This window comes from Lentzea sp. NPDC036955 (assembly GCF_055608005.1).
This window is the reverse complement of record NZ_JBVJRC010000017.1, coordinates 17,494-35,441: the sequence shown is the minus strand read 5'-3', so window position 1 is coordinate 35,441 and position 17,948 is coordinate 17,494. Positions and strand designations below refer to the sequence as shown.

Below are 17,948 nucleotides of genomic sequence, written 5' to 3'. Positions count from 1 at the left end.
CAACCAGTGACCCCTCATCAGCCACCGGGTTCCGCCACTGCGGGCGGTCACCACGATCGGAGCACGACCTTGCGGATCCTCTTCACCGTCGCGAACTCACCGTCCCACATCCGGGCGCTGGTACCGGTCATGAGAGCCGCTCAGGCTTCAGGGCACACGGTCGGGATCGCCACCGCCGCGACCTCCGCCCAGGACATCACCGCCTACGGGTTCGACCACCTGCCGGCGGGGGTCGACATCCTGGACCTCGTCGAGCGGACGCTGGCGGAGTCCGGTGGAACGTTCGCGGAGCTCTCGGCGATGGAGAGGACGGTCGACTTCTTCATCGGCCCTCCGGCCGAGGCGATGGCGAAGGACGTCATCGCCTCGGGGTGGAACCCCGACGTCATCGTCCGCAGCACGCTCGAGTTCGGCGGTGTGCTCGCCGCGGAGGTGCTGGGCGTGCCGCACGCCTCCGTCGCGATCGGTGGCGCGATCAACGTGATCTCGCCGCCCTCCACGCTCGCGCCGCTGATGGCCCCGCTCCGGGCCTCGTTCGGCCTGCCGCCCGATCCCACCGGGGAGGCCGGCTTCCGGCACCTGCACGCCTGCCTGATGCCCGAGACCTACGACCCGGCAGAGGCCGCCGTGCCCCGCTCCAAGTCCTACCGGCACGAGCACCCCGGAAGGCGGGGCGAGGCGTTGCCGCCTGTTCTGACGGGTCTGCCCACCGACAAGCCGTGGGTGTTCGCGAGCCTGGGCACGCTGTCCGCGTTCGCGTCCGACGGCCTCTCGCTGCTCAAATCCGTCGTCACGGCCCTGGCGCAGCTGGACTGCGTCGCGGTGGTCAGCACAGGACGCGGCGTCGCGCCCGAGGCGTTCGGCTCCCTGCCGTCCACTGTGGTCCTCGTGGAGTCAGTTCCCCAGCCGCTCCTGCTGGAGTGCTGCGATCTCTTCGTCACGCACGCCGGTCACAACAGCGTCCGTGAAGCGATGCGATGTGGCGTCCCGCTCGTCTGCATGCCCATGTTCTCGGAGCAGCCGTACAACGCAGGCAGGTGCGCGGAGGCCGGCGTCGGCGAGCAACTGCGCACGGACGCCATGAGTGCCGACGACATCTTGGCCGCCTGCCGGGCAGTTCTGGAGGACCCGCGGTACCGGGGCAACGCCAGGCGGATCCAGCGCGACATGCTGGCCCTGCCGCCACTCGAGACGTTCGTCGCCGACCTGCAGTCGTTGGTGGAAGACGAAAGCAGGCGTTCGAACCGCTCCCGGTCCTGACTACGGGTTCACGGCGAGGAACAGGAACGCCGCCAGCAGCACCAGGTGCACGCCGCCCTGCAACCGGGTCGCGCGTCCTGGCACCACGGTCAGGACGCTGACCAGGACGGTGAGCAGCAGCAGGATCATCTGCGTCGACCCGAGACCGAGCAGCAGCGGGCCGTCGAGCCACACGGTCGCGAGCGCGATGGTCGGGATGGTGAGGCCGATGCTCGCGATGGCCGAGCCGTAGCCGAGGTTGAGGCTGGTCTGGATGCGGTCGCGCAGTGCGGCGCGTGCGGCGGCGATGGTCTCGGGCAGCAGCACCAGCAGTGCGATGACGACACCGACGAACGACTGCGGGAAGCCGACCGCGCGCACGCCGGCCTCGATCGCGGGTGACTCGATCTTCGCGAGGCCGACGACGGCGACCAGCGCGACGAGCAGCAGGAACAGCGACATCAGGGCGGCTTTGCCGGACGGCGCCTCGGCGTGCTCGTCGGCCTCGATCACGCCGTCGGCGTCGACGGGCAGGAAGAAGTCGCGGTGCCGGACGGTCTGGGTGAAGACGAACATCCCCCACAGCGCGAGCGAGGCGAGTGCGGCGAACGCGAGCTGCGGGCTGGAGAACTCGGGGCCGGGCGTGGTGGTGGTGAACGTCGGCAGCACGAGCGTGAGCGCGGCGAGGGCGATCACGGTGGCGAGCGCGCCGCCGCTGCCCTCGGCGTTGAAGAGGGTGGTGCCGTGCTTGAGCGCACCGAGCAGCAACGCGATGCCGACGATGCCGTTCGTGGTGATCATGACCGCCGCGAACACCGTGTCACGGGCGAGTGATGCCGCCTCCGGGCCGCCGGACACCATCAGCGTGACGATCAGGGCCACCTCGATGACCGTCACCGCGACCGCGAGGACCAGAGATCCGAACGGCTCCCCCACTCTCAGCGCCACGACCTCGGCGTGGTGCACGGCCGCGAGGACGGTCACGGCGAGCACGACGGCGATCAGGACCACGAACACGGGCCCGAGGTCGCGCCCCCACGTCACAGCGAGGAGCAGCACGCCGAGAGCGGGGGCGATGGTCGTCCAGGAGAGCAGGGGGAAGCGCGAGGTGGTGGCGGCCATGATCACACCCTCGCACACGGGCGCGACCCCACGCCATCCGAAGCGACCCCCATTCCGATGGCCGAAAATGTGAGGTGGGACGCCCCTGCCGCGCCCCACCCCACATTCTCAGTGGTGCCTAGAAATCGAACAAGGCACCGGTGTGCGCCAGCATGACGCACGAGTTCGGGAACGTGCGGACCTGGTGAACGGGCGCACCGCGCCAGAATCCGAACATCGACACCTCGACGGGTGCGTGCTCGAACGTGCACGCCCGGTCGTCCGCCGCCATCGCACCGAGGTCGGCACGAGCGGCGGCCAGTGCTGCGCAGGCCTGCGCCCCGCGCGGGTGCTCATCGGTCCTCCCGCAGGTCAGGACGGTCGCCCGGTAGGCGTTGTCCGCCACGTCGGAGTGCTGGACCTCAAGCACGAGAGCGGTGCCACCGACCTGCGGTGCCGCCTGTGCGGTACCGGCGGTGATGAAGAGCGAGACGAGCAGTGCGGCGAACGCGAGAATGCGCGCGGACATCGAAACGGGTCCTCCTGAGACCTTCTGCAAAAACCGGGCCGGTTCTCGGCCGCCGCAGATGTTGCCACCCGGAATCAGCGTGGTGAAAGGGGCCAGGATGCGTTCACCGATCACATTTCGACGTTGCGCCGAAAGCGTGGTTGGGCCGAACGGCTGTGTTCTGCGCCACGCCGTCCGGGACGCGCCTGTCGACCGGTTGTCACCGGACGATGACGGGCACACCGTATTATCGAAATCATGTCCAAGACCTCCAGACGCGTCGTGTTCGGCGTGTTGCTGATCGTCACACTCGTGGTTTCCGCCGGCGGCGCGCTGGGTCACCTGGGCAGATTGACGCTCGTCTTCGACCGGCACGCCGGAAAGCCGCTGGCGATTTACGAGGAGGTGCCGGGCCCGCCTTCCGGGCCGCCGTGCCCGATCGACGCCCGCTACCTCGACGAAGCACCCGATGGCCTGCGCGGTGACGTGCTGCAGGCGTGGAAGTCGTTGCGCACCAAGGCAACCGAGCAGGGCGTGACGCTCTGCCTGAACGACGGCAAGCGCAGCCGAAGCCAGCAGCAGAAGGAGTTCGACGACGCGGTCGGGAAGTTCGGCAACGCGGAGCTCGCCGGCCGGTACGTGCTGCCGCCGGACAAGTCGATGCACGTGCTCGGATACGCGATCGACATCCAGCCGATCGAATCCGCAAAATGGATCGAGAAGAACGGCAGCACCTTCGGCTGGTGCCGCCGTTACGAAAACGAGCAGTGGCATTTCGAGTACAACGCCGCCTACCCCACCGGCGGCTGCCCCGCTCTGGTTCCGAGCGCGACGGGCAGCTGACTCCCCGGTAAAGGTCTAGACGCCTGGTGCGCGCGTGAGGTTGCGTCACCGCAATCCGACAACGCCCGTTACCGGATCAGAGCACCGCACGGCTCGCACCTACGCCGTCGTCGGCGTCGCTCCTGAACAGCGCCCCACCCCGGCGCTGGGCGGTTCGGGCTATCCGCGTTCATTCCCGAACGACCAGGCCCGCCCACGTGATCGGATCGGGCCGTGCGCACCTGGAACAAGATCGTCACCGCCGTGGCCGTCGTCCTCGGCTACGTCGCCCTGATGCTCGCGATCAGCGCGGGCATCGACCTGCGCAAGAGCGTCGCGTTCGAGGACGCGCCCGCCAAGGCGGCGGCGTTCCGGGCCGCGATCGACCGCAAGGACGTCGTCGAGGCGCGGTCGATCGCGAGCTGGTTCGACGTCCACCACCCCAGCGGCGGCCACTCCTACATCTCAGCCGAACTCGGGGCCGACGTCGCCGCGGAGGGCCGGTTCGAGCGGGCCAGGAGCTACGCCAACGACCTGCCCGAGGAGATCCCGGAGGACCGGGCCAAGCTCGACGCGGAGTTCGACCGGACGAGTGCGCGCGCCGTGCCGTGGCTGGTCGTGGCGGCGATAGCGGCCGTGGGGGCGTTGGCGTTCCGGTATCAGCGGCACAAGGCCAACGCCGATGTCGTCGAGGTGGTCACCCGGTTCATGCCGAAGCGGCCGGTGTGGCGGCGGCCGGTGTTCCTCGTCGTCACCGGTGCCGGGTACGTCCTGCTGACGGCCGGGTTCATCGCCGTGGTGGCCGCGACCAGGGCCAACGAGCTGCCGTGGGGGGTGCGGGGGATCTTCCTCGCCGGCGGTGTCATCGGGTTGCCGATCGCCTACTTCGTGCTGCGGTACTCACGGCCGCGGGCGGTGCGGGGTGCGGCGCAGGCGTTGCGGGCCGACTGGCGGCGGCCGGTGCTGTACCTGCGCGACTTCGGGGACGACCAGGCCGCGTCCGTGGTTGACGGGCAGGAGGAGATGGCGTGGACGGGGATGGTCAGCATCCTCTCGCGCGAGGAGCAGCTCATCGGGGCGTTGGGGGCGTACGGGCCGGTGGTGGCCGTCGGGATTCCCGGCGAGGACGTGCCACGGCTGGGCGCGGCACGGTTCTACCTGCCCGGTGACGACTGGCAGAGCGGCGTGCTGCGGCTGATGGACCAGGCGCAGCTCATCGTGCTGCGACTGGGTGATGGCGACGGGGTGTGGTGGGAGGTCGACCAGGCGTGCCGCACGCAGCCGCCGGGCAAGCTCGTGCTGCTCGTCCCCGGTGGGCGGCCCGACCTGGCGCAGCGGCTGGAGACGCACCTGCCGACACCGCTGGGTGTGCCGGTGGACGAGAACCGGTGGACCTCGGCCGTCGTCGCGTTCGGGCCGGACTGGGAGCCGCACGTGCAGCGGGTGGGGCCGTTCGCCGGGGAGAAGCGGCGCACCAACCAGCCGGCGTTCTTCGTCGCCCGCGCGTTGCAGGAGGCGCTGAAGGCGATCGGGTCGTACCGGCACGGACTGCACATGCGGACCAACGCGCACCTGCTCAAGATCTACGGCAAGGTCCTGCTGCTGGTGCCGGGACTGGTGCTGATAGTGAGCTTCCTGCGCATGGTCTTCCTCTGGTGAGCTGCCTCCGTGGTCGCCGACCGGCGGCACGAGGGCCGCTCGCCGGCCCGCGGGAGCGCGACACGCCGAAGGCGCCACTTTGGTCAGGACCAAACGGGCGCCTGAGCGGTCGGTTTGTCCAGTTCGGCTGCTCCTGGACCGATCCGTTTGTACCGGAATCCCGAAAACCGCTTCCACGCGGAACCGGTTCCATATACTTGTATGAGAGCGCTCCCACGCCGCTGCAGCACGAGCCCTTCCGGAGACCACATGGATCAGGACGAGTCCTACCTCGACGCCACCCTGCCGATCGCCGCGCGCGTCGCCGATCTGCTCCAGCGCATGACACTGCCCGAGAAGGTCGGGCAGATGATGCAGCTGGACTCGAGGGAGGACCTGGACGACCACGTGCTGCGCAAGCACGTGGGCTCGATCCTGCACACCTCTCCCGAACGGGTGCTGCGCGCGCACGACCTCACCTCGCAGACCAGGCTGCGCATCCCGCTGCTCATCGCCGAGGACTGCATCCACGGCCACTCGTTCCACGAGGGCGCCACGATCTTCCCGACCCAGCTCGGCATGGCCGCGAGCTGGGACCCCGAGCTGGTCGAACGGGTCGCGCGGGTCACCGCGGTCGAGGCCGCGGCGACCGGTGTGCACTGGACGTTCTCGCCGGTGCTGTGCATCGCCCGCGACCTGCGCTGGGGCCGGGTCGACGAGACGTTCGGCGAGGACCCGGTGCTGATCGGCGAGCTCGCGGCGGCGATGGTCCGCGGCTACCAGGGCGACGGGCTGACCGACGAGACCGCGATCCTCGCGACCGCCAAGCACTTCGCCGGGTACTCGGAGACCCAGGGCGGCCGGGACGCGAGCGAGGCCGACCTCAGCAGGCGCAAGCTGCGGTCGTGGTTCCTGCCGCCGTTCGAGAAGGTCGCGCGCGAGGGTTGTGCGACGTTCATGCTCGGCTACCAGACCACCGACGGCGTGCCGATCACCGTCAACTCGTGGCTGCTCGACGAGGTCCTGCGCGGCGAGTGGGGCTACCGGGGCACGCTCATCACCGACTGGGACAACGTCGGCCGGATGGTCTGGGAGCAGAAGGTCCAGCCCGACCACGCGCACGCCGCCGCTGCCGCCGTGAAGGCCGGCAACGACATGATCATGACCACCCCGCAGTTCTTCGAGGGCGCGCTGCAGGCCGTCGAGTCCGGGTTGCTGGCCGAGTCCGACCTCGACAGCGCGGTCACCCGCATCCTCACGCTCAAGTTCGAGCTCGGCCTGTTCGAGAACCCGCGCCGGCCCGACACCGAGCGCCAGCGCACGATGATCAACCACGCCGACCACGCCGCCCTGAACCTCGACGTGGCCCGCCGGTCGCTCGTGCTGCTGCGCAACGACGGCGTGCTGCCCGTCCGCAAGGGCAGGATCGCGCTCGTCGGCCCGCTCGCCGACGACGCCCAGACCCAGCTCGGCGACTGGGCCGGCTCGTCCGGTCAGGCCGACTGGCTGCCCGACGGCCAGCCGCGCGACATGATCACCACGGTGCTGGACGGCCTCAGGGAGTTCTCCGAGGTCACCTACGCGCGCGGGGCGGACATCCTCACGCTCGAAGCCGACCCCGAGGGCGACACGTTCCCGGACGGCCAGCCGCGCCCGCAGGTCGTCGCGCCGTGCCCGCCGAACCCGGAGCTCATCGCCGAAGCCGTCGCCACTGCCCAGGACGCGGACCACGTCGTGGCCGTCGTCGGTGACCGCATCGAGCTGGTCGGCGAGGGCCGGTCCACCGCCACGCTCGACCTGATCGGCGGTCAGATCGCGCTGCTCGACGCGCTCGCCGCGACCGGCAAGCCGCTGATCGTGGTGCTGCTGGCCTCGAAGCCGCTGGTGCTGCCCGACAGCGCCCGCAACGCCGCCGCGGTGATCTGGGCGGCGAACCCCGGCATGCAGGGCGGCCGGGCGATCGCCGAGCTGGTGCACGGCCTGATCGAGCCGAGCGGCCGGCTGCCGATCTCGTTCGCGGCGCACGCGGGCCAGCAGCCGACCTACTACAACCAGATCCGCGGCCAGCACGGCACCCGCTACGCCGACCTGACCCAGGAGCCGGCGTTCGCGTTCGGCGAGGGCCTGTCCTTCACCACCGTCGAGTACACCGACCTGCACGTGGACACGTCGGTGCTGGGCCCGGACGAGACGGTCCAGGCCTCGATCACGCTGCGCAACACCGGGTCGCGGCCCGCGCGCGAGACCGTGCAGGTCTACGTGAGCGACGCCGTGACGTCGGTCAGTTGGGCCGACAAGGAGCTCAAGGCGTTCCGGCAGGTCGACGTGGCGCCGGGCGAGAGCGTGACGGTGCGGCTGGAGGTCCCGGTCTCGGCGTGCTCGATCGTCGACGCGCTGGGCAACCGGGTCGTCGAGCCCGGCGACTTCGTGCTGCTCGTGGGGCCGTCGTCGAAGGACTCGGCCCTGCGCAGGGCCGAGTTCACCGTCAAGGCGCCGTGCTGATCGTCAGGTAGCGGGGCGGGAGCGCCGCCGCAGCGGTGACGGCCCGCTTCACGGCCGGCACGAGGTCCGCGTCCACCAGCGCGACCGCGGGCCGGCCGGGCGGGTCCACCAGCAGGCTCGCTCCACGGGCACCCGCCCGCACCGCCGCACGCACCACCACGTCCTGCTCCGGATCGGGGTCCTGGGCGTGGTGGTAGGCGGTCAACGCGGCCCCGAGGTCGTCGGTGTCGCGCACGAAGGGCCGTTCCCGCTGCGGTTCGGCCCGGCGCACCCGCGTGTCGACGACCAGCAACCGCTGCCCCGGCAGGTCGAGCGGCACGACGGGCTCGTCCTCGAACGCCACGCCGGCCAGCTCGCGCAACGCCAGCCCCACGGCCGTCCGCAACGCCGGCCCCGCCGACAGCCCGCTCCCCTGCGGCAGGTCCACGCTGCACATCAGCGTCGCCCCACCACCGACGCCCCGCACCGGCGAAGCCCACGCGGGCACCTCGTCCGACGGCAGCAGCGCCCGTTCGGCCGGTCGGTTCACCGACACCAGCTCCAGCAGTCCGTCGTCGCGCCGGTCACCCGCGACGATCGCACCCCACCTGCCCGGCACCCGCACCAGGCCACCCAGCAGCCGCAGCACGCCGGGCGCGTACCAGACACCGGCCGCGGACCGGCCGAAGGTGCGCCGGAACGCGTGCGGCACGAGCCTCAGCTCCGGTGCGACGTCCGGCCGGTCCGCGAGGTCGACCGGGGCGTTCATGCCTTGAGCGCCAGCAGCCGGTAGGCGTTGCCGGTGTCGCTGCGCGCGGCCAGGAACCGGTTCACGGTCTGGTCCAGCGCCATCGCCACGAAGAACGCCGGGATGCCCAGCGCCCACACGCCGAAGCTGCGCAACCGGCGCAGCCGCACCCGTTCCGGCCGCCACGGCGCGGGCGTCCGCGGGGCCTTGGCACCCAGCCACAACAGCAGCGCCAGCGTGAAGTCGTTGCACAGGTGGGCTTTCGACCGTTCCCGCGCCACGGTCACGAGACCGCGGTCGGCCAGTGCGTGCTCCAGGTTGCCGATCGGCATCATGTGCTGGTGCTGCGGCTGGAACCACGGCATCCAGTACTGCCCGAACAACCGCCCGAGCCGCCACTCCGGGTCCGGCAGCTCGATCAGCAGGTAACCGCCCTGCGGCAGCACGTCCGCCGCGATGTCCAGCTCCTCCCACGGGTCCCGCACGTGCTCCAGGTAGTGGTGCATGCTGATCACGTCGTAGCGGCCCTTGAGCTCGCCCGCGAAGTCCTTGAAGCTGCCCCGGTAGGCGTGCTCGATCCGGCCGAGCCGGGCGGCGTCCTCGATCGCGGCGCCCTGGTCGAGCCCGTCGAACGCGGTGTCCGGCAGGACCTCCTTGGCGCCCAGGCAGAAGTGCGCGTGCCCGGAGCCGACGTCCAGCCACCGCTCGGGTTTCACGAACGGCTCCACCATGCGCGCCCGCCCGTAGTACGGCGAGGTCTTGCCGGAGAACACCGCGTCGGCCGACGACTCGCCCAGGCCGTCGTAGAAGTCGCGGTAGTAGAAGCCGAGGCCTTCCTCGGTCAGCCGCGGGTTCTGCCAGACGTGCGCGCACCGGACGCAGCGGTCCATGGTGAACGTGCCGGGCTTGCGCTGCACCAGGTCGTGCGCGGTCACCCACCGCCGCAGGTCGCTGCTGCCGCAGGACGGGCAGGTGTCGCGCCGGGTCTCGTGGAAGTCGCGCCCGAGTCGCTCGGTGTACCAGGGCGCGGCCTGCTCCAGCGTCTCGGCCTGCCGGAGCTCGGCGGTGGACTTCTTGCCACCGGCCGTCTTGAGCCACAGGTAGGGCGTGCGCAGGAACCGCGGCACCCAGAGGTCCCTGGGTCGCAACGGGGTTCCCGCGAACACGAGGAGCGGGTGCGCCCAGTAGGCGGCCAGCGCGGCCAGGCCCCACGGCCAGTCGACGACCACGGCGGCGGCCACCACCGCGTAGCCGATCATCGAGCCCGCGATCCACAGCGACGGCCGCTTGCCGATCTGCCGCAACGTCGCCGCGCGGTACCCGAGGTCGTAAGGCCCGGCCTTCAGCCCCGGCGCGACCGCGAGGTCGACCTCGGCGGGCACGTGGTCCTTGACGCGGCGCACGAACGCGACGAGCTCGGTCGGGTCGTCCGGGTCGACCTCCTCGGCGTACCTCTCGCGCACCAGCACGGCCTGTGCCGCGCTCGCCCCGCGCACCCACCGGTCGGCCCGGTACCGCGCGGGGTCGACCGCGCCGAGCAGGTCCAGCGCCGCCGCGGTCGGCAGGTCGCGTGGCACCAGGTCGACCAGGTCGGCGTCACCGGCGTCCCAGGAGCCCTCCGGGTGGACACCGGTGGCGGTGACCAGGGCGTGCCCGCTCACGCCCGGCGCCAGCACGCGCAGTTTCGCCGCACGGGAACGCAGGCGCACGACGTCGACCAAGACGACCAGCACCACGAGCACGGTGAGGATCACCCCGCCACCACCTTCTCCAGTCGATCGGCGGCGGCTGCGGCGCCGCCAGCCGCTGTGAACGACTTCCGCACGAGCTCCGCGGCGGCCGCGTACTCCGGCTCGCCCAGCACGGATTCCAGTGCGCTGCGAATATCCGTCGCGCGGGCCCGCGAGTAGGTCAGCCGGACGCCCGCTCCGGCCGCGACGACCTGGGCGGCGACGGTCGGCTGGTCGTCCCGGATCGGCGCCACGACCAGCGGCAACCCGTGTGCCAGCGCCTCGCAGACCGTGTTGTGGCCGCCGTGCGTGACCACCGCGCTCAGGTGCGGCATCAGCGCGAGCTGCGGCACCGAGGGCTGCACCAGGACGTTGGCCGGCGCCGGTCGTTCGGGCGCCACCATGACGACCTGGACGTCGAGGTCGGCCACCGCCTCCACGGCTTGGGTGAAGAACCGCTCCCCCGCGGGGCCGTTCAGCGTGCCCAGCGAGATCAGCACGGCGCGGTCGCCGAGCCGGTCCCACGGGAACCGCGCCCGTTCCACGCGGTGGGCGAGCGCCGGCCCGACGAACGCCACCTCGTCACCGAAGTCACCGCGCACCAGCGCCTTCGAGCTGTAGACCAGCACCAGCCGGTCGGAGAACCGGACGTCGCCGCCCGCGAAGTCGTGCAGCAGACCCCGCACCCAGGCGTCGACCTTCGGCATCGTCCGCAGCGGGTTGACCAGCTCGGCCGAGGTCGCCGCGGACGTCGCCCACGGCACCCCGGCGTTCTTCGCCACGCACGGCCCGGCCAGCGCCTGCTGGTCCGCGACCACCACGTCCGGCGCGAAGTCCCGCACCGCCGCGGCGACGCCGGGCACCATCGCGTGGCCGAGCGGGATGAGGAACTCCTCCCAGAAGAACTTCAGCACCGCCATGCCGCGCAACGCGAGCCACCGCTCCCGCTTGGCCCGGATGCCGGTCTCCAGCACGTCGTCGATCGCCGGGTACACCACCGCGCCGTCGGGCAGCAGCGGTGCCAGCGTGCCGGGGTGCCCGACCCACGCGACGGCGTGGCCGCGGGCGAGCAGCTCACCGCCCACGGACGCGGTCGGGTTGACGTGACCGGTCAGCGGCGGCACGACGAACAGGAACCGGCTCATGACGGCAACCAGTCGCAGAGGACGTCGAGCAGCTCGGCGGTGGCCTCGCGCAGCACGGTGTGGCCGAGGCCGGTCACGACGTGCAACCGGCAGGACGGGATCCGCTCCGCCAGCTCGGCCGCGGCGCCGACCAGCTCGGACTCCGCGCCGAACACGCCGAGCACCGGGCAGCGCACCTCGGTGAGGTCGAGCTTGGCACCGGAACCGAGGTCGTCGATCAGCGTGGTGCCGTTGAGCAGCGCGTTGGCGTTGACGGCGAGCTTGGCGATCTTGCGCTGCCCGAGGGCCATGAGCTGGTCCTGGGTGCGGTCGAACTCCAGGCCGAGTGCGGCCACGGTCAGCGTGTTCGTGATGTCCTCGAACCACGCGTCGCCGACCACTCCCCCGACCGCCGACTCGACCAGCACCACACCGGCCACGCGGTCCGGCGACCGGACCGCGGCGTGCATGGCGACCACACCGCCGTAGCTGTTGCCCAGCAGGAACACCGGCTCGGTCACGCCGATCTCGTCCAGCACGGCCACGAGGTCCAGCGCGCTCTCCTCGGGCGTGTACCCCGACGGCGGGCGTTCGGACAGGCCGTGGCCGCGCAGGTCGAACAGCACGGTGCCGAAACCCCTGGCCGCCAGCGGAGCCGCCAGCGTGTAGTAGAAGCTGGACAGGTTGTCCATGACCAGGCCGTGCACGAACACGATGGTCGGCACGTTCCCCGTGGGCCCGAGCCGCTGCACGTGGAACCGCAGCCCGCGGGCGTGGACCTCAGACACGGGCCGTGATGTGGTCGACGAGCCGGCCCACGGACATCGCCATGATCTCGTCGATGTCCATGTCCGCGAGGAACGCCACGAGGTCGACGCCGTAGTGGGCGTTGAGCTTGTCGGCCAGCGCCACGAACTCGATCGACTCCAGGCCGAGGTCGTCGCTGAACGTGGTGTCCCTGGTGATCTCCACGCCCAGCAGGAAGTCCGGGCCGACCACCTCGGTGATGAGTTCCGCTACCTGCTGCAGCACCTCGTCCATCACTTCTCCGTCTTCACGCGTGCGGCGGCTTTTCCCTGTTCGGCAACGACTTCGAGCTGCGGCACCGCGAACGCCCCGCGCACCCGCGCGTCGGCGGACACGGTCAGCTCCGCGGGGTGGACCGGTCCGGCACCGCGGCTCCACAGCCACGAGCGCACGGCGTCCTTCACCGCGATCACCCGCAGCAGCCAGTCGCGTTGCGCGGGCACGTCGAGCCCGGCGTAGTGCGCCCGTTCCTCGGAGTTCAGGTAGCGGCGCATGATCAGGTCGCGGGTGGCGCTGTCGGACCAGTTCTCGGTGACGCGCAGCCACTCACCGTCCGGAGTGGACAGCATCTCGGTGCCGGGGCGCAGCTTGACCCGCCAGATCCGGTCGTCGGTGGTGAACCGGCGGGTGGTCCAGCCGGTGATGCGGCACCACAGCGCCCCGGCCGCGGTCAGCTCGGCGTCGGCGACCATCGTCTGCGCGGTCACCTCGCGGATGCGGGCCGTGCAGCGGACGTCTCCGGTCGGCGCCGGGCCGTGGAACGACACACGCTCGATCCCGGTGGGCAGCACGGTCTGGTCGACGGTGTGCACCACCTGCATCCAGTGGCCGATCAACTGGCCGGCGCTGTCGAGCAACGCCCCCGGTGCGGGCAACGGCGTCAGCACGCCCGCGATCCCGTTGTCCGCCAGCGAGTCAATCCGCGTGACGCCCGCGTACGCCGGACCGTGGAACATCCAGTTGTCCCGGTACAGCTCCTCGGCGCTGACCGGTGGCACGCGGGTGCCGTGCAACGCGATCTCCACCGGTTGCGGTGCCACGGGTGCCATCAGCACCACGCCCTCGGCGTAGTCGCCAACCTTCACCGCGACCCGGTCGGGCCCTTCGGAGCGTGCGCTGATCTTCACGGTCGTCGCGGGCAGCGCTGTGAGCCAGCGCTTGGCCTTCACGTCGGCGAACCCGTGCACGGTCCCGCCGGTGAGCCTGCGGGCGGCGTCGGCGAAGACCTCCAGCAGGCCGGTCGCCGGCACGATCGGGAACCCGTCCGCGAGGTCGGGCCACCCCGGTGCCTGCGGGAACACCGAGTGGTCCACCAGCTCCGGCATGGTGCGCAACGAGAACTCGCGGGTGAACCCGGCCTCGCTGGGCCGCAGCGCACCGGCCACCTCGCGGGCGACGGCGTTGGTGTGGGCCAGGAGCTTGGTGACCGCGGCCGACACCGGGCTGTCGTCGGCGACCACGACCGGATCGGTGCCGAGCGGGTCGACGGTGATCTTCGGGGTGCCCAGCCGCAACCGCACCCGGTGGGAGGTGCCGCGCTTGAGGCCGAACGCCCACAGCGCTTCCGGGGCGATGTCGGCGTTCACGGCGAGGTGCGGCCGGTCGGACAGGGTGTCGGCGACGAACCCCGGCAGGCTGCCCTGGCCGACCTGGACGAACGCGCGGAACCCGGCGGAGTGCAGGCGGTGCAGCAGCGGCCGGAACCGGACCGGTTCGACCAGGTGCCGCAGCACCAGGTCGCGGACGTCCTCCGCGCGCATCGGTTCCAGTGAGTTGGCCGACCACACCGGGACGTCCGAGGTGCGGACCGGCAGCTGGTCGAGCATCTCCTTGGCCCGGCCCAGGTAGGGCGCGAGCGCGGGCGTGTGGAAGCCGGTGCGGAACGGCATCAGCTGCGCCATCACGCCGTTGGCCTTCAACGTCTCCAACACGGGTTCGAGCAGCTCGATCGGACCGCAGACCACCGACTGGTGCGGGCAGTTGTCGTGGCTGATCGTCACACCCTCGACCAGGTACTGCTCCGCGGTGTCCGCGGAGCAGCCCAGTGCGGCGTAGGCGATGTCGACCACCGCGACGGCGCCGGGACCGAGCGCGTCGACGAACCGGTCGATCGTCGGGTAGATGCCGCCGACGACCATCGCGGTCCACTCGCCCATGCTGTGCCCGGCGAGCGCTCCGGGCGTGATGCCCTGCGCCATCAGCTCGCGCGCCGCACGGCGGCCGTCCTGCAGCAGCTGCACGGCGTGGTCGACGACCTCGCCGGTGAACTCGCGTTCGAAGCCGGGGAACACGAACGCGACCTGGTCGGTGCTGCTCAGCAGCGGCTGCGGGGAGAACCAGATGTCGTGCCTGCCCGGCCAGGCCTTGCCCTGGGCGATGACGCGTTCGGCGAGCTTGAGCCTGCGGTCGTCGGGGTTGCCGACGGCGAGCCGGAACGCGCGGTCTGCGGTGGAGGGCCTGCGTTCCCGCACGGCCTCGGCCAGCTCCGCAGCGGTGTCGGCGGCGAAGGTCATGACGGGCTTGCGCGGCCGGGCGACCGTGTGGCCGTCGAGCACGGCGTGGGCGTTGATCCCGCCGAACCCGAAGGCGTTCACGACCGCGCGGTGCGGGCCCTCCCAGTCGCGGGCCTCCGTCACCGGCGCGAAGCGGGTGCCGGTCAGCGCCGGGTGCGGCCGCTCGACGTGCAGGGTCGGCGGCAGCGTGCGGTGGTGCAGCGCGAGAGCGGCCTTGATCAGCCCGGCCATCCCGGCGGCCGGCATGGCGTGGCCGATCATCGACTTCACCGTGCCGATGCCGATCTCGTCGCCCTCGGCACCGAAGGCGTTGATCATCGTGGCGAGCTCGGCGGCGTCACCGGCGGGCGTCGCGGTGCCGTGCGCCTCCACCAGGCCGGGTGCGTCGGTGCGCGGGTCGAGCCCGGCGTTGGCCCAGGCCCGGTGCACGGCCAGGAGCTGGCCCTCGGGGTTGGGCGTCATCATGCTCGTCGCGCGGCCGTCGCTCGCGGTGCCGATGCCGCGGATCACGGCGTAGACGCGTTCGTCGCCGACGTCCTCCAGGCGCTTCAGCAGCACCATGCCGACACCCTCGGACAGCAGCGTGCCGTCGGCGTCCGCGTCGAACGGCCGGATGCGCTCGCTCGGGCTCAACGCGCGGAGCTGCGTGAACACGCTCCACAGCGTCGGGTGGTGGCAGACGTGCACCGCCCCGGCCAGCATGGCGTCCGCGCGGCCCTCCTGGAGCTCGCGGACGGCGTGCTCGACGGCGACCAGACCGGACGCGCAGGCCGCGTCCACCGTGTACGCGGTGCCGCGCAGGTCGAACCGGTTGGCGATGCGGGAGGCGGCGAGGTTCGGCACCAGGCCGATCGACGCCTCCGGCTGCTCGGGGCCGAACCGGTCGCGGACCGCCTGCCGCACCGTGCCGAGGTCCGCGCCGCCCAGTCCGGGGAACAGGTCGCGGACCACCGACAGCACCTCGTCGGCGAGCCGCACGCGCTGGTCGAGCCGGGCGCAACCGGGCGTGAGGTAGCCGCCGCGACCGACGACGACACCGATCCGCTCCCGGTCCGGCAGGGCGGTCTCGCCGCCGGCGTCCGCGATCGCCTCCGCGGCCGTGGCGAGCGCCAGCAGCTGATCGGGCTCCGCACCATCCACTGTGGACGGCATGATGCCGAACCTGGTCGGGTCGAACTCGGCCAGGTCGTCGACGAACCCGCCCCTGCGGCAGTAGAACCGGTCGCCGCTGGTGCTGTTCTGGTCGTAGTAGGTCGCCGGGTCCCACCGGCCGGGCGGGACCTGGCCGACGGCGTCCACCCCGGACGCGATGTTGCGCCAGAACGTCGTGGCGTCGGGCGCTCCCGGGAAGACCGCGCCGATGCCGACGATCGCTATGCCTCCCATCGGTAGACCACCTGCACGTCGTTCCCGGCGGCGATCTCGTTCAACAGCGCGGCAACGCCTTCGTCGGGCTGGATCAGCGGGATGCCGCGGCGCTCGTACTCCGCGGTGAGCCCGACCGCCATGCCCGCGCCGGCCCAGGGACCCCAGTCGACGGCGACCACCCTGCGCTGGGTGCCCCAGAACCGGGCCATCCGGTCGAGCGCGTCGTTCGCGGCGCTGTAGTCGGCCTGGCCGCGGTTGCCGAACACGCCGCTGACGCTGCCGAACAGCACGAGGAAGCCCTCGTCGAACGCCTTGGCACCGTTGACCTTCGTCGCCCAGACCCGGTTGAACGACTCCTGGGTCTTGTCCGCGATCAGCCTGTCGTCGAGCACACCGGCGCCGTGGACCACGCCGTCGAGCCGGCCGAACCGGGCGCGGACGTCGTCGAGCACCCGGCCCACCGCCTCGACGTCGGTGACGTCGCATTCGTGGTAGCGCACGCTCGACGCCGTGGCGCGCAACCGTTCCAGCGTCGCGCGCACCTCGCGTTCGGCGAGCACCCCGCGCGCCTTGGCGGGCACGTCGTCGGTGACGCCGAGCTCGAACAGCGCCTTGACGACCTCGGGTTCGGTCGTGGCGTGCGCGAGCCGGTGGTCCTCGGGTGCGATCGGGGTGCGGCCGATCAGCTCGACGTGGCAGCCGGTGCGTTCGGCGAGCGCGACCGCGGCCAGTGCGGTGATGCCGCGGGCGCCACCGGTGAACAGCACCACGCTGTCGGCGTCCAGCGACAGGGTCCCGCTGGGCAGCTCGGTCGCCACGGCGTCGAGCACCTGCCGGCGACCGGCCTGGTGGCCGACGACCGCCGGGCCGGGACCGAGCTCGGCGAGCAGCGCGGTGGCGATGTCGCGGTGGCTCTCCTTGGGGTTCACGTCGACCGCGCGCACCACCAGCTCCGGGTGCTCCAGCGCGGCGGTGCGGACGAGCCCGTGCAGGCCGATGTCCGCGGGCAGCTCGTCGGCGGTGTGGTCGAAGCCGAACGTGCCGCCGCCGGTGGTGACCACGACCAGGTGCACACCGGTGGTGACGCAGGCCTTGACCTCGCTGAACGCCTCCGGCAGCCGGGCGCCCAGCCGCACGACGACGTCGACGCCGGTCAGGTCGGCGGGGAACGACGGCTCGACGCGCGGGCGGGCGGTGTGCTTCTCCAGCAGGTCGGCGAGCTCCAGGCCGATGCCGTTGTCGTCGACGACCAGGACGGTCCTGCCGGTGAGGTCGACCGGTTCGGCCGGTCCGGCGGGGACGACCTGCGGGACGCGCCGGACGAGCTTCCCGCCGGTCACCGTGCGCGCGGGCCGGCCCGGCACGGGCTGCGGGGTGGCCTCGCCGAACCAGCCGACGATCCCGTCGATCGTCTTGAGCTGCGCCAGCTCGTCCACCGAACCCGCTGCGCCCAGCTCCTGCACCAGCTCGCCCACGATCTCGGCCCGTTTGATCGAGTCGATCGACAGGTCCGCCTCCAGGTCGAGGCCCGGTTGCAGCATCTCGACGGGGTAGCCGGTCCGCGTGCTGATCGTCCGCAGCACCACGGCCCGCACGTCCTTGCCCGGCACGGCCACCGGGGCGGCGGCACCGAACCAGCCGACGATCCCGTCGACCGTCTTGAGCTGCGCCAGCTCGTCCACCGAACCGGACGCGCCCAGTGCCTGCACCAGCTCACCGACGATCTCGGTGCGCTTGATCGAGTCGATCGACAGGTCCGCCTCCAGGTCCAGTCCCGGTTGCAGCATCTCGACGGGGTAGCCGGTCCGCGTGCTGATCGTCCGCAGCACCACGGCCCGCACGTCCTTGCCCGGCACGGCCACCGGGGCG

Annotated in this window: 13 protein-coding genes; 4 read left to right on the top strand and 9 right to left on the bottom strand. The window is 71.8% G+C overall.

What is annotated here, in order from left to right; translation table 11 throughout:
• The first annotated feature begins 129 nt into the window (after positions 1-129).
• Complete coding sequence (locus ACZ7CF_RS39965; protein ID WP_360384885.1) at positions 130-1,260, top strand: glycosyltransferase; 1,131 nt, start codon at positions 130-132, stop codon at positions 1,258-1,260.
• Here the strand turns inward: ACZ7CF_RS39965 and ACZ7CF_RS39960 are convergent, their stop codons facing one another.
• Together ACZ7CF_RS39960 and ACZ7CF_RS39955 are read right to left on the bottom strand one after the other, a co-directional pair.
• On the bottom strand, positions 1,261-2,361 hold the full coding sequence (locus ACZ7CF_RS39960; RefSeq protein WP_360384887.1) for a calcium:cation antiporter: 1,101 nt from the start codon (positions 2,359-2,361) through the stop codon (positions 1,261-1,263).
• Positions 2,362-2,479: 118 nt separating this feature from the next.
• Positions 2,480-2,869 carry an SSI family serine proteinase inhibitor gene (locus ACZ7CF_RS39955; protein WP_470372286.1) on the bottom strand — a complete coding sequence of 130 codons (390 nt, stop codon included), beginning with the start codon at positions 2,867-2,869 and terminating at the stop codon, positions 2,480-2,482.
• A 270-nt stretch (positions 2,870-3,139) separates the two neighbouring features.
• On the opposite strand from ACZ7CF_RS39955, the gene ACZ7CF_RS39950 reads away from it, so the two are divergent.
• From ACZ7CF_RS39950 to ACZ7CF_RS39940, 3 genes are all read left to right on the top strand, one after another.
• The gene (locus tag ACZ7CF_RS39950; RefSeq protein ID WP_360384891.1) at positions 3,140-3,691 is read left to right on the top strand and encodes a D-alanyl-D-alanine carboxypeptidase family protein; all 552 of its coding nucleotides are present in this window, start codon (positions 3,140-3,142) and stop codon (positions 3,689-3,691) included.
• Positions 3,692-3,904: 213 nt separating this feature from the next.
• Positions 3,905-5,329 (top strand): hypothetical protein, encoded by a 1,425-nt coding sequence (locus tag ACZ7CF_RS39945; protein ID WP_360384893.1) that lies wholly within the window; start codon positions 3,905-3,907, stop codon positions 5,327-5,329.
• A 249-nt stretch (positions 5,330-5,578) separates the two neighbouring features.
• Positions 5,579-7,810 (top strand): exo-beta-d-1,3/1,6-glucosidase, encoded by a 2,232-nt coding sequence (locus tag ACZ7CF_RS39940; protein WP_360384895.1) that lies wholly within the window; start codon positions 5,579-5,581, stop codon positions 7,808-7,810.
• Here ACZ7CF_RS39940 and ACZ7CF_RS39935 read toward each other — a convergent pair.
• The 7 genes from ACZ7CF_RS39935 to ACZ7CF_RS39905 form a co-directional block, all read right to left on the bottom strand.
• Complete coding sequence (locus tag ACZ7CF_RS39935; protein WP_470372285.1) at positions 7,794-8,558, bottom strand: hypothetical protein; 765 nt, start codon at positions 8,556-8,558, stop codon at positions 7,794-7,796. The two genes, ACZ7CF_RS39940 and ACZ7CF_RS39935, sit on opposite strands and share 17 nt — an antisense overlap.
• The gene (locus tag ACZ7CF_RS39930) at positions 8,555-10,291 is read right to left on the bottom strand and encodes a class I SAM-dependent methyltransferase (protein WP_470372284.1); all 1,737 of its coding nucleotides are present in this window, start codon (positions 10,289-10,291) and stop codon (positions 8,555-8,557) included. The genes ACZ7CF_RS39935 and ACZ7CF_RS39930 overlap by 4 nt, the downstream gene beginning before the upstream one ends.
• Positions 10,288-11,412 (bottom strand): glycosyltransferase, encoded by a 1,125-nt coding sequence (locus ACZ7CF_RS39925; protein WP_360384901.1) that lies wholly within the window; start codon positions 11,410-11,412, stop codon positions 10,288-10,290. Before ACZ7CF_RS39925 ends, ACZ7CF_RS39930 begins: the two co-directional genes overlap by 4 nt.
• Positions 11,409-12,179: an alpha/beta fold hydrolase gene (locus ACZ7CF_RS39920; RefSeq protein WP_360384903.1), complete on the bottom strand. Its 771-nt coding sequence runs from the start codon at positions 12,177-12,179 to the stop codon at positions 11,409-11,411. Before ACZ7CF_RS39920 ends, ACZ7CF_RS39925 begins: the two co-directional genes overlap by 4 nt.
• Entirely contained in the window at positions 12,172-12,432 is a 261-nt protein-coding gene (locus tag ACZ7CF_RS39915) for an acyl carrier protein (protein WP_065918274.1), read from the bottom strand. Before ACZ7CF_RS39915 ends, ACZ7CF_RS39920 begins: the two co-directional genes overlap by 8 nt.
• Positions 12,432-16,097: a beta-ketoacyl synthase N-terminal-like domain-containing protein gene (locus ACZ7CF_RS39910; protein WP_470372283.1), complete on the bottom strand. Its 3,666-nt coding sequence runs from the start codon at positions 16,095-16,097 to the stop codon at positions 12,432-12,434. Before ACZ7CF_RS39910 ends, ACZ7CF_RS39915 begins: the two co-directional genes overlap by 1 nt.
• The coding region (locus tag ACZ7CF_RS39905; RefSeq protein ID WP_470372282.1) for an SDR family NAD(P)-dependent oxidoreductase at positions 16,085-17,948 on the bottom strand (1,864 nt) is incomplete at its 5' end. The genes ACZ7CF_RS39910 and ACZ7CF_RS39905, both read right to left, overlap by 13 nt.

Coding starts and splice junctions, on each gene's coding strand:
- ACZ7CF_RS39965 (WP_360384885.1), top strand. CDS start 130: ATGAGAGCCGCTCAGGCTTCAGGGCACACGGTCGGGATCGCCACCGCC.
- ACZ7CF_RS39960 (WP_360384887.1), bottom strand. CDS start 2,361: ATGGCCGCCACCACCTCGCGCTTCCCCCTGCTCTCCTGGACGACCATC.
- ACZ7CF_RS39955 (WP_470372286.1), bottom strand. CDS start 2,869: ATGTCCGCGCGCATTCTCGCGTTCGCCGCACTGCTCGTCTCGCTCTTC.
- ACZ7CF_RS39940 (WP_360384895.1), top strand. CDS start 5,579: ATGGATCAGGACGAGTCCTACCTCGACGCCACCCTGCCGATCGCCGCG.
- ACZ7CF_RS39935 (WP_470372285.1), bottom strand. CDS start 8,558: ATGAACGCCCCGGTCGACCTCGCGGACCGGCCGGACGTCGCACCGGAG.
- ACZ7CF_RS39925 (WP_360384901.1), bottom strand. CDS start 11,412: ATGAGCCGGTTCCTGTTCGTCGTGCCGCCGCTGACCGGTCACGTCAAC.
- ACZ7CF_RS39915 (WP_065918274.1), bottom strand. CDS start 12,432: ATGGACGAGGTGCTGCAGCAGGTAGCGGAACTCATCACCGAGGTGGTC.
- ACZ7CF_RS39910 (WP_470372283.1), bottom strand. CDS start 16,097: ATGGGAGGCATAGCGATCGTCGGCATCGGCGCGGTCTTCCCGGGAGCG.